This is a genomic window from Bacillus sp. NMCN1, from assembly GCF_002998085.1.
In the GTDB taxonomy this organism is placed as follows: domain Bacteria; phylum Bacillota; class Bacilli; order Bacillales; family Bacillaceae; genus Bacillus.
On sequence record NZ_PVQL01000003.1, the window covers coordinates 84,778 to 99,194 of the forward strand.

Sequence of the window (14,417 nt, forward strand, 5' to 3'; positions counted from 1 at the left end):
TGATATATTTTTAGTTACAGTAACTGTAACTAAAGGTGGGATAAGTAATGTTGTATTCAATGAAATATGTAGTGGAGAACTTGAATATATCTGCAAAGACACTTAGATTTTATGAAGAGCAAGGGATACTGCCAAATGTAACTCGTGATGAAAAAGGTCGTAGAGTTTATAGCGAGCAACATATCGATTGGATTTCTTTTATTCGTTGTCTTAGAGAGACAGGAATGCCTCTTTCTAAAATAAAAGAATATAAGGAACTTTATGAAGAGGGGAATTCTACCTACTTGCAAAGAGAAGAAATGTTGATACAGCATAAATTGGAAGTGCAGAAGAAAATTGAAGAAAGCTTAAAACACTTGGAAGAAATAAACTATAAAATAGCCATGTATGAATTTCAGAAAGAAGAGGTTAGGAAAAATCCTAATTATAACTTTAAATGTCACGGTCTGGAGAATAAGATTGTGAATTAATGTTCTTACGCTAACGGGTGAGTTGAAGAAGAATTAAGTGATTTTTGGATTGAGATCAAATTTTAGTTATTCCATTAAAGGGCGCTTATATATAGTATCCGATCAAAAATATTGATATGGTGCACCTTTAACCTTTGTTTATATGTAATCATAGATAAGAGGTTAAGGGCTTGACTTGGAGCCTCTGTGGGTATGATTGGTCCTGAAAGACTGAAGCAGGTGTTTCAGCAGGCAAGCCAGCCTATCCATACCCACCCCTCCAAGTAAAATCCTATCGTTGTTTAAGTTGGAAACTATAATTATTAACTATATATATCAAGTAAACAAAGATAGGAAATAGTCTGTTTTTGCATCTTTATTAACGTTAAATACGGTCGAAAATCATACAACATATGAGGCTAATTTCTCGTTTTTTTGGATTTCCTTACCGTTGTAAACCCGTATTTTTCTGATGTTACTCTCTTAGCGTAGGGAAAATAGGCTTTTTTCATTCCAAAATTCTCTTAGCGTATGTTTTCCGCGTTTTGTTGATAGGACCCATATAAAAAAAGAAAAGAAAAAATAGAGCGAAGCTTTGCAGATTCAAAACAACTGCATGGGCTTCGCTACTTACCGGTTGAGGGGAAAACAGAATGTAAGTGAGCAAGTTCTCCTCACAGCTGCGTGCCAGAACATGAAGAAGATTGCCACACACCTAGCGAAGCTAGGCTAGGTGTGGGAGGCCTTTTTCATTAAATCTCTCCATCATACTTACGCTAAAAATAAAAAAGATCGTAGAAAAACATGAGTTTCTCTACAATCAGAACCCGCTTATGCGGGTCTTTTTTTTACTCGGGCAACAAAGAAGAAATAACAACAAAGTGCGCCAAGGTCACAAAGCATAATAATCAGGCCCATTGGAAAGGCTGTTTGGCTGCCGGCTAAGCCGACAAGAGGTGTCATGCATGCGCCTAGCAGCATTTGCGCGACACCGATCAGGGCAGCCGCACTCCCTGCATGCGCACCGTGATGCTGCATCGCAAGAGACGGTGCAGAGGTGCCGACAATCCCAACGCTTGAGACCACAAAAAAGAGCGGAATGAGAATGCCATACAATCCTGCATCAATGGAGATCATGAAAAATAAGGTGACGCCGCCTAAGGCAGCTGTCAGCAATCCAATCCGAAGAACCTTCTCTTCGCCGATTTTCGCTGCGACGCGGGCAAATACCTGCCCAGCCGTGATGATGCCAAGACTATTCACCGCAAAGGCAGCACTAAATCCTTGTGGAGAAAGGTGGAAAAGATCCTGGAGCACAAACGGTGAGCCAGAAATATAGGCAAACATCGCTGCGAATACAAGACCTTGCGAGAGGGCATACCCAACAAAGAGACGATCACTCGCTAAAATTTTCATGGCGCCAACAATCTGTTGAAAGCCCCCAGTCTGTCTGCGCTCCGCAGGTAAACTTTCTTGTAGTGAAAAAATGGATCTCATCAGCATCAACGCCCCGAGAATTCCTAGTATAACAAACACACCCTGCCATGTTGTGAAGCGTAAAATCTGTCCACCCACGATAGGTGCCGCTGCCGGAGCAACCCCGTTGATCAACATCAGCAGTGCAAAGAATTTCGTCATTTCTGATCCTTCATAATGATCTCGCACAATGGCTCGTGCAATGACAATGCCTGCTGAACCAGCGAGTCCTTGAATCAATCTTAAGAGGATGAACGTCCAAATCGACGTGACCACTGTACATAAAAGTGATGCGGCTATAAAAATGATTAAGCCGATCATCAGCGGTTTTCTTCTGCCGACCGTATCACTAATAGGACCTGCAATCAGCTGTCCAAGCGCCAGTCCAATCAGACAAGCCATAAGACTTAATTGGGACAAAGCGGTGCTTGCTTCAAAATCGCGTGCAATATTAGGCAAAGCAGGTAAATACATATCCATTGCAAGCGGTGCAAGGGCTGTTAAAGACCCAAGCAATGCAGCAAGGAGAAATCGGTTTTTTTTCGATTCTTGCGGATAAGATAAAGAACTCATATGATCATTACACTCCTCGTATACTTCCTCAAAACAGCATAATGAATCAAGCGTTCCTTTTCAATGGAAATTTTCAAAAATGATTCCGTGCAAAATGATTGATCTTTCGAATGAGACTCTTTACATTGAATGAGTAGAGAAAAGAACAAGGTCATCGACATGCAGTATTTGCATGATACGTATATCTAGCAATAAACAACAGGAGGTGCTGACATGAAGCAGCAAGAGCTGATGATTCGTCAAGCAGTCAAAGAAGATCATGAGGCCATCAGACACGTACTAATCAAATCCTATTCACAGTATGAGCCTCAATTTACAGAGGAAGGCTGGCAAAATTATTCTGCTGCGCTTGCAGCAGCTGTAGATAATCCGAACATGGAGCTGATGCTTGTGGCGGAGCTTGAAGGCAAGGTCGTAGGGACGCTTCAAATGTTCCGGTCATCAGAGCAAGCGTATGACAAACCCGAAATGGGCATTACATCAGCTATCGTGCGGTTTTTAGGGGTAGATCCCGATGTCAGGGGAAAAGGAATTGCAGAGTCATTGTTACGTAAAAGTATTGAACTAACGCAATCATGGGGCGAAAATGTCCTGTATCTTCATACATCTGATAAAATGCAGGCTGCCATTCGTCTATATGAAAGAATGGGCTTTGAGCGTGCACTAGATAAAGAATTTGTGAATCAAAATGGGACGCATGTCAAGAGCTATCAATATGTCATCCAAAAAGAACAGCCGGCTGGTTCATCACATCACGCGTAATAAAAGGAAGAGCACGTCCTCTATGGACAGCTCTTCCTTTTTTCAATTTACGCCCACAGTTCAAGCGCCCAATATGATAACCCCCACGAGATTAAACCGAACATGACAAAGAATTTTAACACGCGTTCGTAAGGAGACAGCTTTCGTTCTCTCTTCGTTTTCACCAGCCGTCAATAAAGGGCGTAGCCGCAAAAAATGAGAATGATTTGTCCAAGCTCTGTAAGGTATTCAAGAATCGTGATTCCGTTCATTTATTTCACCTCATCATAGGTCTTCCATAAGTAAATGCAGCATCCCTTTATTTCTTCAAAAAATATCGGTGTATACTGGAAAGAGAGAAACTAGATGCAGAGGGAGTTGTGACATGTTGTTTTCACTACATGCGGATCGTTGGGATGAAGTAATCGAGAGAAAAATCAAATACGATCAGAAGGTTGTGGAACATACCTGTCAGCTGTTAGATGCACAGCAGCAGCAGGCTGTACTTTTTCACAAGATTGAAGACACGTTTACGATGAGATCAGGTGATGGTGCTCTGACTATTCCAAAAGGGAGCTATACGACCGCCTATTATTGGAAGGATCGTCCTTACAATATTTACTTCTGGAGGGATGATCAAGGGAAGGAGCTAGGTTCTTATTTTAATATTGTGGGGGATACATGGTTCAACGGCCAGCTGGTCATGTATGAAGACCTCATTATTGATCTTCTCGTTCTACCGAATGGTCATTTCTTTGTGTTGGATGAGGATGAATTGCCAGGGAGCTTAGCGGATTTTGAACAAGGTTCAGTGCGCCGAGCATTAGAGGGTGTGATGGCTTCGTTAGAAAGCATACTCGATCAAGTGAGAGCAGATGCTGATGGAAGATATCATCATCGTTTGTTTGAGCCGATGTTAAAATAGAAAAAACGATTCCTCGTTGAAAGGAATCGTTTTTTTCTGTCAGACCTTGATACGGTTTAATCGCTTTTGTAAGTCGGTTTTAGTTTTGGAAGCTTTTAGCTGTTTGACAGCGCTTTGAGCTGCTGCTTTTGTTTTCTTTGTCCGTTTGGCTTCCGCTTTTTTGACCTTTTGTTTGGCGTCTGTCACCTTCTTTTGATAGGCGACCTGTTTTTTGACTTTGTCGAGCCGGTTTTGAAGGCTTGTTTTTTCTTTGCCTTTGTTTAGCTTTTTGATGGCCGTTTGGGCGCTTTTAATGGCGCCCTGTGTTTTGTTTTTTTCGGCTGTTTGGACCTTTGCACGTGCGGAACGGATATCAATGGTTCCTTGTACTTTTTTCATCCGTTCGGTGAGTGTTGTTTTTTGTTTACTTGCAGTGAGTCGGCCAATTTTCGTTTTGGCTTGATTGACATCTGTCTGCTTTTTAGATGTTTCGGCTTTTTTGACAGCGCTGGTCGCAGCCTTTAAAAAGGTGGATTGCGGTACATATTGCACGCGGCCATAGCCGAATTGTGGATCCTTTCCTTTTGCGCCAAGATCCACTGTATAGCTGCGCAATAAGGTGCGAAGCTGTGCATTTGTTTTCTTCGGATGAAGCTGCTTTAACAGCGCCAGCATCCCTGTGATATGCGGTGCAGCTTGTGATGTACCCGTTGCATACCAATATTCATTTTTTAAATAAGTGCTGATGACGTTCTCGCCAGGCGCAGAAAATTCGATGCTTTTCCCTGTATTTGAGATAGACGCGAGTTTGTCTTTGTCAGTGGTTGCGGAAACAGCAATGACGCTATTGTACGCGGCAGGATAGCTAATATAATTCTTCTTCCCATCATTTCCGCTTGCAGCGACCAAAAGTAGTCCTTTTTTGTATGCTTCATCCACTGCTGAACGCAAGATAGGGATATTGTCTTCAAAACCTAGACTTAAATTAATAATATCCATCTTATTGCTGATCGCCCAATCGATGCCTCGAAGCAGGCTGTACAGCTCGCCTTCTCCTTTTTTATCTAACACTTTCACAGCATAAAGCTTCACACCAGAAGCGACGCCGAATGTGCCGTAATCGTTATTGAGCGCACCAATCGTGCCCGCGACATGTGTGCCGTGACCTTGATCATCTTTATAGGAAGATGTGTAGTTCACGAATGATTTACCGCCTGATACCTTTAAATCCTCATGTGGGAAAATACCAGTATCTAAAACGGCTACCTTTACATTTTTCCCTGTGACGCCTTCTTTGATCGCTTGCTTTACATTCAGCTTTTTCAGGTTGTAAGATTTTTGAACCAATACATCCTGACCCGTAGCGGCAGCGGTTTTTTTCATAGTAGAAGAAGCGAGTTTGACCTTTATGTTTTTTGACACATAAGCAATGTTTGGGTCTTTTTTGAGTGAGGTGACCGCTTGTTCATCTGCTGTCACAGCGACAGCGGGAAGATGTATGTACTGTGCGTTCACTTTTTCACTTTCCTCAATAGCCGTTTGCTTTCCTTTTTGGTTTTTATAGACGATGATGACATCTGTTTCTTTTGGCGGTGCAGCTGCCTGCGAATGGTAAGGCAAAGCAGTTGTCAACGCAAGAAGAAACGCGATGACGACGAATATTTTCTTTTTCAAGGCGATGGCTCCTTGCATACGATGACCTCCGTCTTTTTTTCTCTATTATATCGGAGAAATAAGAAGGATGGTTAGAAGAATCATATTGTTTGTCAGAAAGTTTTTTTACAAGTAACCTGAAATTGAAATTCATACAAATCTAGTAGACAATAGAGAGATCATAATAAGAGAAAGTAGGATATGCTGATGAACGTAAAAGAGTATATGACGTATGATGCGATTGGCTTGGCAGCACTTGTACGGAATAAGCAGGTAACGCCAGACGAGCTTGTACAGGCTGCATTTGCTAGATTGAATGAAGTCAATCCTGAACTAAATGCGGTGATTCAGACAAGACAAGATCAAGTATTAAAAGAGAGCAAGACATTACATACGAATCAGCCGTTTGTGGGCGTTCCATTTGTACTGAAAAATATATCGCAAGGGCTGGAAAATGAACCGCTGACAGCAGGGGCTGCATTGTTAAAGGATGTAAAGGCAAAAACGGACTCCCACTTTGTCCAGCGATTGAAGCAGGCTGGATTTCTCATGATGGGTCATACAAACACACCAGAATTCGGATTAAGGAATGTAACAGAACCTGCTTTACACGGTCCAACGAGGAACCCTTGGCATCCTGACTATTCCCCTGGCGGTTCAAGCGGCGGGACGGCAGCAGCTGTTGCAAGCGGCATCGTACCTGCTGGTGGAGCAAGTGATGGCGGAGGGTCCATTCGGATTCCAGCATCCTTTACAGGTTTGTTCGGTCTCAAGCCAACAAGAGGAAGAACGCCGGTAGGACCAGGCGTAGGAAGACAGTGGCAAGGGGCTTCCATTGACTTTACACTTACAAAAACAGTGCGGGACAGTGCAGCACTACTTGATCTGCTTCAAGTTATTCAGCCTGAAGCGGCTTTCCAAACGCCGTTATACGACGGCAGCTATCAAGAAGATCTGATGAAACGTACCTCTTCTATGCGAATTGCTTACAGTGTAGAATCTCCAGTTGGTACGAAGGTTAGTGAGGAAGCGAAGCAGGCGGTTCAGCAAACAGTGAAATGGCTGAGTGATCAAGGTCACCAAGTAGAAGAAGCCAAGCCGGCAATAGATGGGATTCATCTAATGCAGCAATACTACGTCATGAACAGCGGAGAAATGTCTGCATTATTCACGTCCTTGGCTCGATCATTAGGACGTCCAGTCAATCCAGAAGAAACAGACATCGTGGCTTGGGTGCTGGCGGAGGCTGGCAAGAATGTAACCGCTGCTGCCTATACAGAAAGTCTTGATGCATGGGATATGGCGGCTGCACAAATGGCGTCATTTCATCAAACCTATGATCTCTTTGTGACACCAGCTACTGCCTATTCAGCTCCAAAGGTTGGTGAGCTGATGCATTCGAAAGAGGAAATCACTGAACTTTTACGTGTGTCATCCCTCTCAATGCAAGCGCAGCAGGATCTCATTTATGACATGTTCTTAAAGAGTCTGACCTATACACCATTTACACAGCTTGCCAACTTAACGGGTCAGCCTTCTATGAGTGTTCCTGTTCATCTTACTAAGGCGGGCATGCCTTTAGGGGTACAGGTGACAGCACCAAAGGGTAAAGAGGACTGGCTGCTTCGGCTGGCAGCCGGAATGGAGACATCCTCGATTTGGAAAGGAACAAATCAAATCATACGCTGAAACACATTTGTCTATGGAGGGAAAGGAGTGTCACACGTGAGTACGAAGGATAGAATTATTCAAACGGCCGCACTTCTTTTACGCAAACAGGGGTATCATGCGACAGGATTGAATCAAATCATTAGAGAGAGCGGCACGCCTAAAGGATCTCTTTATTATTACTTTCCAAACGGAAAAGAAGAGCTGGCCATAGCAGCCGTTGAATATATTAGTCAAAAGGTCATCGATCGAATTGAAGAAAGCTTTGCCTATTCGGATGACCCTTATATCGCCATTGAAAGTTTTATGACAAACATCATTCGGGGATTTATGGAGCAAGAAAGTGAAAGAGGGATTCCGATTGTCTTGCTGGCGGCAGAATCCAAGCCAGAACATACGCAGCTTCATGCTGCATGCAAACAAGAAATGATCCGCTGGCAAGAGCTTGTGAAAGAAAAGCTCATGAACAGCGGATATGAAGAAAACAAAGCGGATGAACTGGCTTCTCTCCTTCATTCAATGGTGATTGGGGGTCTATCGATGACCACAGTACTCAAACAAACGACCCCGTTAGAACACGTAAAGTGTTACCTTAGACACTTATTTATGCGAGAAGAGTAAAATCTCTCGCATATTGTCTATCTATTATATCAATTGGTCTATATAATAAAGATAGTCAATTAGTCATGAGGAGTGATGGGATGTCGGAGCAACCGCAATCGATCAAGCAATCCGAGGATACCTATTTTTATACCGTGTCTGGATCAGGGAAGCTGTATGGGCTGGAAAAAAATCAGCTTGTTCATGTACTGGCAGAAGCAAATCAAACGAATCAGCTGTTTGAGCTTGTCTTAATCACAGGTGGGAAAGGAGCTTATTTTCCACTTCATTGTCATGAGCACTTATTTGAAACCATTTTTGTGCTGGAAGGAAAGCTTGAAGTGATACTGGACGGTAAAAAATATATGGTCACAGCCTTCGATTATATTCATATCCCGCCCAAAACGATTCATGGCTACAGAATGCATAGTCACAAAACAAGGTTTATTTCATATACGTTGGGCGGACAAATGACAGATGTCTATCAGCAAATTGGGAAGAGGCTTCAGCAGAACGAATGGCTGATGACTGATCATGCTTTCGATGCAGCCAGCTTTCAACAAGCTGAAAAAGAAAGCGATCTCATATTGATGCATGGCATCCGGCAGCTATCAAATACAACCAAGCCCTCCGTTTTATTTCATAGTCAGCTCCCTCAGGCAGTGCAGCCCTACGTATTAGAGGCTGGTGAAGGGAAGCAATATATCGTGGATGGTCAGCTTCATGAGCTGATTGCAACAACAGAAACAACTGGAGGCAGGTTCAGTCATTTTGTGATTGAAGGAGCGAAGGGAAAGTTTTTTCCTCCGCATTATCATCAAGTACATACAGAAGCATTCTATTGCGTTGAAGGAAAAATGAACCTTCAATTGAACGGAGAGAATATTTGCCTGATGCCGGGTGACTTTGCCTATATACCGCCGGATACGATTCATTCTTATGAATTCGTGTCCCCTTCTAATAAATTTTTGCTTTTGCTGCTCCCTGGAAAGATTGAGCAGTTGTATGAGCAGTTTGAAGAATCACAAAGCCCGAGTATATGTCCTTATTTTATTCAAGAAGGGAACTTGATGATCGATCGAGAGACTTCGTCTCAATATGATTTGGTCTTTGTCGAAAAAGGATAAATATGTAACGCGTTACACATGATTGAATAAGCGCCTGTCGAACCTATCGACGGGCTATTTTTGTTTTTCAAATATTCCTGATCTGATGCATGAACCATTCATTCAAGGTGAAGCTATGTACAGATGACTTGCGCTAAAGGAGGAAATGCATGTGAGAGCTGTTACTTATCAAGGGAAAAATAGCATTGCAGTGAAGAAAGTAGATGCGCCATCTATTCAAGATCGGGAAGATGTGATCATACGAATTACATCAACAGCAATTTGTGGATCTGATTTACATTTGTATCAGGGGAATTTCCCGCTTCCAATCGGCTATGTGATTGGGCATGAGCCAATGGGGATTGTGGAGGAAGTTGGACCGGATGTCACGGCAGTAAAAAAGGGAGACCGTGTCGTTATTCCATTTACCGTTGCATGTGGTCAATGCCAATATTGTCATCATCACTTAGAAAGCCAATGCGACAACTCAAACCCGCACTACGATTCGGGTGGACTTTTTGGATATAGTGAGAAATATGGGAACTATCCGGGAGGACAGGCAGAATATTTACGCGTGCCTTTTGGTAATTACACCCCGTTTAAGATCCCAGATGATTGTGATCTGGAGGATGAACAATTACTGTTCTTATCGGATGTTCTTCCAACTGCCTATTGGAGCGTGGAGCACGCAGGTGTGAAAAAAGGTGATACGGTCATTGTGTTAGGCTGTGGACCTGTTGGGCTAATGGCGCAGCAATTTGCATGGCAAAAAGGGGCAGAACGTGTGATTGCGGTCGATTACATTGATTACCGCCTGCATCATGCAAAACGGATGAGCGGCGTAGAAGTATTTGATTTTACAGAAGATCCCGACATGGGAGAAACGTTAAAGGAGCTCACCAAGGGTGGGGCCGATGTTGTGATCGATTGTGTAGGAATGGACGGGAAGAAGTCACCGCTTGAAAAAATTGAGCAAAAGCTCAAGCTGCAAGGCGGAACGATTGGACCAATTCAAATTGCCACAAAAGCCGTCCGCAAATGTGGGACAGTACAGATGACGGGTGTGTACGGCGGCCTATACAATATGTTCCCATTAGGTGCCTTTTTCGCAAGAAACGTCACGCTGAAAATGGGACAGGCTCCGGCGAGAGGCTACATGTCAAAGCTCTATCAAAAAGTGACAACAGGTGAGATTGATCCTAGAGCGATCATCACACATCAATTGCCGTTAGATGATGCCGCTCATGCGTATCACATATTTAATGAAAAGAAGGATGATTGTATAAAGGTCATCTTAAAGCCATAAAAAAAGGCTTAGTAGTATTCCTAAATCACAGCGTGTAGACAAACCCTCGCATTCGGTGTCAGTCCTGCGTGCCGGTGCTCACGAATGTCAAATTCGCTCCGCTCCGGTACTCGTCCTTCCTAGACTGCAAAGGTTTTCTATCACGCTGAAAAGAAGACAAAGGGCATTTTAGCCTTTTGTCAAAGTCAAAAAATCTAAAGGCTTAGTAGTATTCCTAAGCCTTTAATGTGTGCTCGTCCATCATTTTTTCGATCAATTCAAAAAATGTTTTTTTATCTTCTTCTGAAAGATGGTTGAACAGCTGATTGACAAGCAGCTGGCGGTTGTCGATCATTTGTTTTGCGATTTGTTCACCTGATTCAGAGAGTGTAATCCATACAGTACGGCGGTCATTATTATTTCGAGAGCGGATAATCAGCCCTTCATCTTCTAAGTGATTGAGAGCGGTTGTTGTTGCAGAGGGAGATAATGAAACTTCCTGCAGAATATTTTTCACAGTACATGATTGATGACGATAAATGATGCGTAAAATAAACCCTTTCACATTCGTGACGTTCTTCGGGATGTTCTCTTCATCTATTTGTTTCGTCGCCTTTAAATACTTTGTCAGCGCATGGTCTAACAAACTTGCCTCTAGCTCGAAATGTTGCATTCTCCATACCTCTTTTCCTATTGCATTCGCATTTTCCGATCAATTACTAGGTCTATCTTATCATAATAGTTATCATCATTTAAACCAAAATGGAAGACGGATATAAAATTACCTATATTATCAATTAATATAAAGAACAATTCCAAAATGAAATGATTTTACTTTCAGCTGGTTTTATTTTAGAATGTGAATGAGATAAAATCTGCCAACCCCATTCACTGGAAATCGGCTATTGTAAATCAAACGTTTGGAGATGAAGATATTGAATACATTACAGGCATTACTTAACGACAGAATGGAACGCTCTTCACAAATTGAAGCGGTAACTGGCGGGGGTGTGTCTTATACATTTGAAGAATATGCAAAACGCATTGACCAGCTCGCTCATTACTTACATCAAAAGGGAATTCGAAAAGGAGACCGCGTTTGCTTTATTTGTCAAAACCATCATCACTTTTCAACGATTATGCTGGCAGCCATCAAAGCAGGAGCAGTCGCAGTTCCGCTTAGCTGGCAGCTTACTTCTTTTGAGCTGGAAGGTATTTTGAAAAAAGCAGAGCCAAAGGCTTTATTTTTTGACCGAGAATTCCGTGACATCATTGCGGCAGTGAATGTGTCTTTAGAAGATTGTCTGATGGTGGAATCCGGTGTCAATGCGAAAACAACACAGCTGTTTGAAGACATTTTGGCTTCAAATGATGGAAGTAACCTTGCTGAAGAGGTATCAGAAGAGGATCTAGCGATGATTTTATTCACCTCTGGGACAACGGGCAATCCAAAGGGCTGTATGGTCGGACATGGACGAATCTATCAATTTTTAACTAGACATGGGAATCGAGGATTCGATCTGAAAGGAAAACGGTACTTGGCGAGTCACCCTCTGTATCATATGAGTTCAATTAATCATCTAATCGCAGCTGCGATTGAAGGGTATACGCTTGTCTTTTTACATGATGCAACACCGAAACGCATTTTAGAAACGATTGAGAAAGAAAGAATTACGTTCATGATGGCTTTCCCATCAGCTTACACGTACATGCTAGAAGAAATGAAACGCGGTTCGTACGATCTCTCCTCTTTTGAAATTGCGATTTCTGGCGGTACGAAGGTGCCGGTACGCTTAATTAAAGATTACAAAGAAGTTGGCATTCAGATGATGCATGGCTATGGAAGTACGGAAGCATGGATTGTCAGTGCGTGGCATCCAGCGATGGGTGAGGATAAAATGGGCTCTGCCGGTAAAGTGGATGCGGATGTAGATGTGAAAATCGTGCATCCTGAGACAGAGGAGACATTGTCAGCAGGAGAAATTGGCGAAGTCGTCATGAGAAGTCCATTTTATTTCCTAGGCTACTATCATCAGCCTGACGCTACTGAGAAGGTGCTGAAAGATGGCTGGTTCCATATGGGGGATGCAGGCTATCTAGATGAAGACGGTTTTCTTTTCATTACTGGCAGATACAAAGATGTGATTCTGTACGGCGGGGATAATATCTATCCTGACCAAGTAGAAGAAGTCATTGATCAAATTCCAGGTGTGATTGAATCAGCTGTCATTGGGGTACCAGACGAATTATATGGTGAAGTGCCAAGTGCGTATATCGTAAAAGACGATTCCGTCGATTTTTGCGAAGAAGATGTGGTGAACTATTGCCAGGAACGTTTGGCAGATTACAAAGTGCCCTCCATTCATTTCACACAGGAGCTGCCAAAAAATAAGCTTGGTAAAATCATGAAGAAAGATTTACGTGAATTGGTTGTGAATGCGTAGTACCTATTCTGCTATAATGAAATTTGATGATTTTTTGTTTTTCTAACGTTTTGGAGGGAAAGGGTTTGCGACATATTCTTCGTAAGAAACACATTCACGATTTGTTAGAACAGAGCAGGCAGCAAAAGGTAAAGAAAACGCTGGGCGGGCTCGATCTCACGCTCCTTGGTATAGGGGCAGTGATCGGCACGGGGGTCATGGTGTTAACCGGAATTACAGCGGCTAAGGATGCAGGACCGGCTGTCATTTTCTCCTTTGCCATTGCAGCGATTGTGTGCAGTTTGGCAGCACTTTGCTATGCAGAAATGGCTTCAGCGCTTCCTGTATTCGGCAGTGCGTACATTTATTCATATACAACGATGGGTGAGCTTGTCGGCCATCTGATGGGATGGACTCTATTGTCCGTTTATATGCTGACTGCTTCAGCTGTCGCCAGTGGCTGGTCGAGTTATTTCAACAGCTTGCTTGAGGGGTTTGGAATTTCAATTCCCCATCAATTCTTAGCGGGACCGGAACAAGGCGGATACATGAATCTGCCAGCTATTATCATTGCCTTACTGATTGCGTGGATCTTATCTAGAGGAACGAAGGAAAGTAAAAAATTCAATAATATCATGGTGTTTGTGAAACTTGGTATTATTGTTCTTTTCATTGTAGTAGGCGGGTTTTATGTACAGCCAGCTAATTGGCAGCCGTTCATGCCGTTTGGTGCAGAAGGCGTCATTGCCGGTGCTGCTGCTGTGTTTTTTGCCTTTTTAGGATTTGATGCAATTTCTGCTTCTGCGGAAGAGGTAAAAAATCCGCAGCGGAACCTGCCGATTGGCATTATCGGCTCATTACTCATTTGCACGATCATTTACATTGTCGTTTGTTTGATCATGACAGGTATGGTGCACTATACAAAACTGAATGTCACAGAGGCTATGTCCTATGTACTGCAAAGTGTACATCAAAATAGCGTAGCCGGTATTATTTCTGTCGGTGCGGTCATTGGATTGATGGCTGTGATTTTCGCCAATAATTATGCAGCAACTCGAATTGCTTATGCGATGGGACGAGACGGACTTTTGCCTAAAGTGTTTTCGAAAACAAACAAAAGTGATACGCCTGTTGCAAGCATATGGATGATTGGCGGAATGACAGCTGTTATTTCAGGGTTTATTGATTTAAAGGACCTGTCCAACTTAGCGAATATCGGTGCTTTATTGACGTTTGCGATGGTGAGTTTATCTGTGCTCATTTTGAGAAAGACACATCAGCAGCTTGAGAGGGGATTCCGGGTTCCATTTGTACCGGTCTTGCCGATTATCTCAATGGGCTGCTGCTTGTTCCTTATGCTCAACTTACCAGGCCGGACGTGGCTTTACTTTGGCGTTTGGCTGTTAATCGGTGTCGTCATGTACGCAGCGTATTCAAACAAACATAGTCACTTAGCGAAATCTTCATGAGAAAAAGGTGCAAATCCGTTGACGATTTGTGCCTTTTTTCATACGATTTGGGATAAGCTATAAAAGAGAA

The 14,417-nt window shown here is 42.9% G+C and carries 12 protein-coding genes and 1 pseudogene; 10 read left to right on the plus strand and 3 right to left on the minus strand.

Going from position 1 to position 14,417, the window contains the following annotated elements; genetic code table 11:
• The first annotated feature begins 47 nt into the window (after positions 1-47).
• Both C6W21_RS15155 and C6W21_RS15160 read left to right on the plus strand, forming a co-directional pair.
• A complete protein-coding gene (locus C6W21_RS15155; protein WP_106056654.1) occupies positions 48-470 on the plus strand; it encodes a MerR family transcriptional regulator in 423 nt (140 codons plus the stop codon).
• 540 nt (positions 471-1,010) lie between these two features.
• Positions 1,011-1,182, plus strand: a pseudogene (locus tag C6W21_RS15160) (transposase); the annotation flags it as partial.
• A 98-nt stretch (positions 1,183-1,280) separates the two neighbouring features.
• Here C6W21_RS15160 and C6W21_RS15165 read toward each other — a convergent pair.
• Positions 1,281-2,498 carry a multidrug effflux MFS transporter gene (locus tag C6W21_RS15165; protein WP_106051068.1) on the minus strand — a complete coding sequence of 406 codons (1,218 nt, stop codon included), beginning with the start codon at positions 2,496-2,498 and terminating at the stop codon, positions 1,281-1,283.
• Between the two features lie 213 nt (positions 2,499-2,711).
• Between C6W21_RS15165 and C6W21_RS15170 the strand changes: the two genes are divergently transcribed.
• Positions 2,712-3,260, plus strand: a complete 549-nt coding sequence (locus C6W21_RS15170) for a GNAT family N-acetyltransferase (RefSeq protein WP_106051069.1) — start codon at positions 2,712-2,714, stop codon at positions 3,258-3,260.
• Positions 3,261-3,624: 364 nt separating this feature from the next.
• Entirely contained in the window at positions 3,625-4,164 is a 540-nt protein-coding gene (locus C6W21_RS15180; protein ID WP_106056656.1) for a ribonuclease FAU-1 family protein, read from the plus strand.
• A gap of 39 nt (positions 4,165-4,203) precedes the next feature.
• Here the strand turns inward: C6W21_RS15180 and C6W21_RS15185 are convergent, their stop codons facing one another.
• Positions 4,204-5,835 carry a S8 family peptidase gene (locus C6W21_RS15185; protein ID WP_106056658.1) on the minus strand — a complete coding sequence of 544 codons (1,632 nt, stop codon included), beginning with the start codon at positions 5,833-5,835 and terminating at the stop codon, positions 4,204-4,206.
• 168 nt (positions 5,836-6,003) lie between these two features.
• On the opposite strand from C6W21_RS15185, the gene C6W21_RS15190 reads away from it, so the two are divergent.
• The 4 genes from C6W21_RS15190 (at position 6,004) to C6W21_RS15205 (ending at position 10,476) form a co-directional block, all read left to right on the plus strand.
• Positions 6,004-7,485 (plus strand): amidase, encoded by a 1,482-nt coding sequence (locus C6W21_RS15190; protein WP_189318208.1) that lies wholly within the window; start codon positions 6,004-6,006, stop codon positions 7,483-7,485.
• A 36-nt stretch (positions 7,486-7,521) separates the two neighbouring features.
• A complete protein-coding gene (locus C6W21_RS15195; RefSeq protein ID WP_106051073.1) occupies positions 7,522-8,085 on the plus strand; it encodes a TetR/AcrR family transcriptional regulator in 564 nt (187 codons plus the stop codon).
• Positions 8,086-8,165: 80 nt separating this feature from the next.
• The gene (locus C6W21_RS15200; RefSeq protein WP_106056662.1) at positions 8,166-9,191 is read left to right on the plus strand and encodes a quercetin 2,3-dioxygenase; all 1,026 of its coding nucleotides are present in this window, start codon (positions 8,166-8,168) and stop codon (positions 9,189-9,191) included.
• Positions 9,192-9,342: 151 nt separating this feature from the next.
• Positions 9,343-10,476, plus strand: a complete 1,134-nt coding sequence (locus C6W21_RS15205; RefSeq protein ID WP_106056664.1) for a zinc-dependent alcohol dehydrogenase — start codon at positions 9,343-9,345, stop codon at positions 10,474-10,476.
• Positions 10,477-10,690: 214 nt separating this feature from the next.
• Here C6W21_RS15205 and C6W21_RS15210 read toward each other — a convergent pair whose 3' ends face one another.
• Positions 10,691-11,128 carry a MarR family winged helix-turn-helix transcriptional regulator gene (locus tag C6W21_RS15210; protein ID WP_060595459.1) on the minus strand — a complete coding sequence of 146 codons (438 nt, stop codon included), beginning with the start codon at positions 11,126-11,128 and terminating at the stop codon, positions 10,691-10,693.
• Between the two features lie 262 nt (positions 11,129-11,390).
• Here C6W21_RS15210 and C6W21_RS15215 point away from each other — a divergent pair, with 262 nt between their 5' ends.
• Positions 11,391-12,899, plus strand: a complete 1,509-nt coding sequence (locus tag C6W21_RS15215; RefSeq protein ID WP_106051076.1) for a class I adenylate-forming enzyme family protein — start codon at positions 11,391-11,393, stop codon at positions 12,897-12,899.
• Positions 12,900-12,964: 65 nt separating this feature from the next.
• Positions 12,965-14,347: an amino acid permease gene (locus C6W21_RS15220; protein WP_106051077.1), complete on the plus strand. Its 1,383-nt coding sequence runs from the start codon at positions 12,965-12,967 to the stop codon at positions 14,345-14,347.
• The last annotated feature ends 70 nt before the right edge of the window (positions 14,348-14,417 follow it).

Excerpts from the sequence above, each read along its gene's own strand:
- C6W21_RS15155 (WP_106056654.1), top strand. The coding sequence starts at position 48 with ATGTTGTATTCAATGAAATATGTAGTGGAGAACTTGAATATATCTGCA.
- C6W21_RS15165 (WP_106051068.1), bottom strand. The coding sequence starts at position 2,498 with ATGAGTTCTTTATCTTATCCGCAAGAATCGAAAAAAAACCGATTTCTC.
- C6W21_RS15170 (WP_106051069.1), top strand. The coding sequence starts at position 2,712 with ATGAAGCAGCAAGAGCTGATGATTCGTCAAGCAGTCAAAGAAGATCAT.
- C6W21_RS15180 (WP_106056656.1), top strand. The coding sequence starts at position 3,625 with ATGTTGTTTTCACTACATGCGGATCGTTGGGATGAAGTAATCGAGAGA.
- C6W21_RS15185 (WP_106056658.1), bottom strand. The coding sequence starts at position 5,835 with ATGCAAGGAGCCATCGCCTTGAAAAAGAAAATATTCGTCGTCATCGCG.
- C6W21_RS15190 (WP_189318208.1), top strand. The coding sequence starts at position 6,004 with ATGAACGTAAAAGAGTATATGACGTATGATGCGATTGGCTTGGCAGCA.
- C6W21_RS15200 (WP_106056662.1), top strand. The coding sequence starts at position 8,166 with ATGTCGGAGCAACCGCAATCGATCAAGCAATCCGAGGATACCTATTTT.
- C6W21_RS15210 (WP_060595459.1), bottom strand. The coding sequence starts at position 11,128 with ATGCAACATTTCGAGCTAGAGGCAAGTTTGTTAGACCATGCGCTGACA.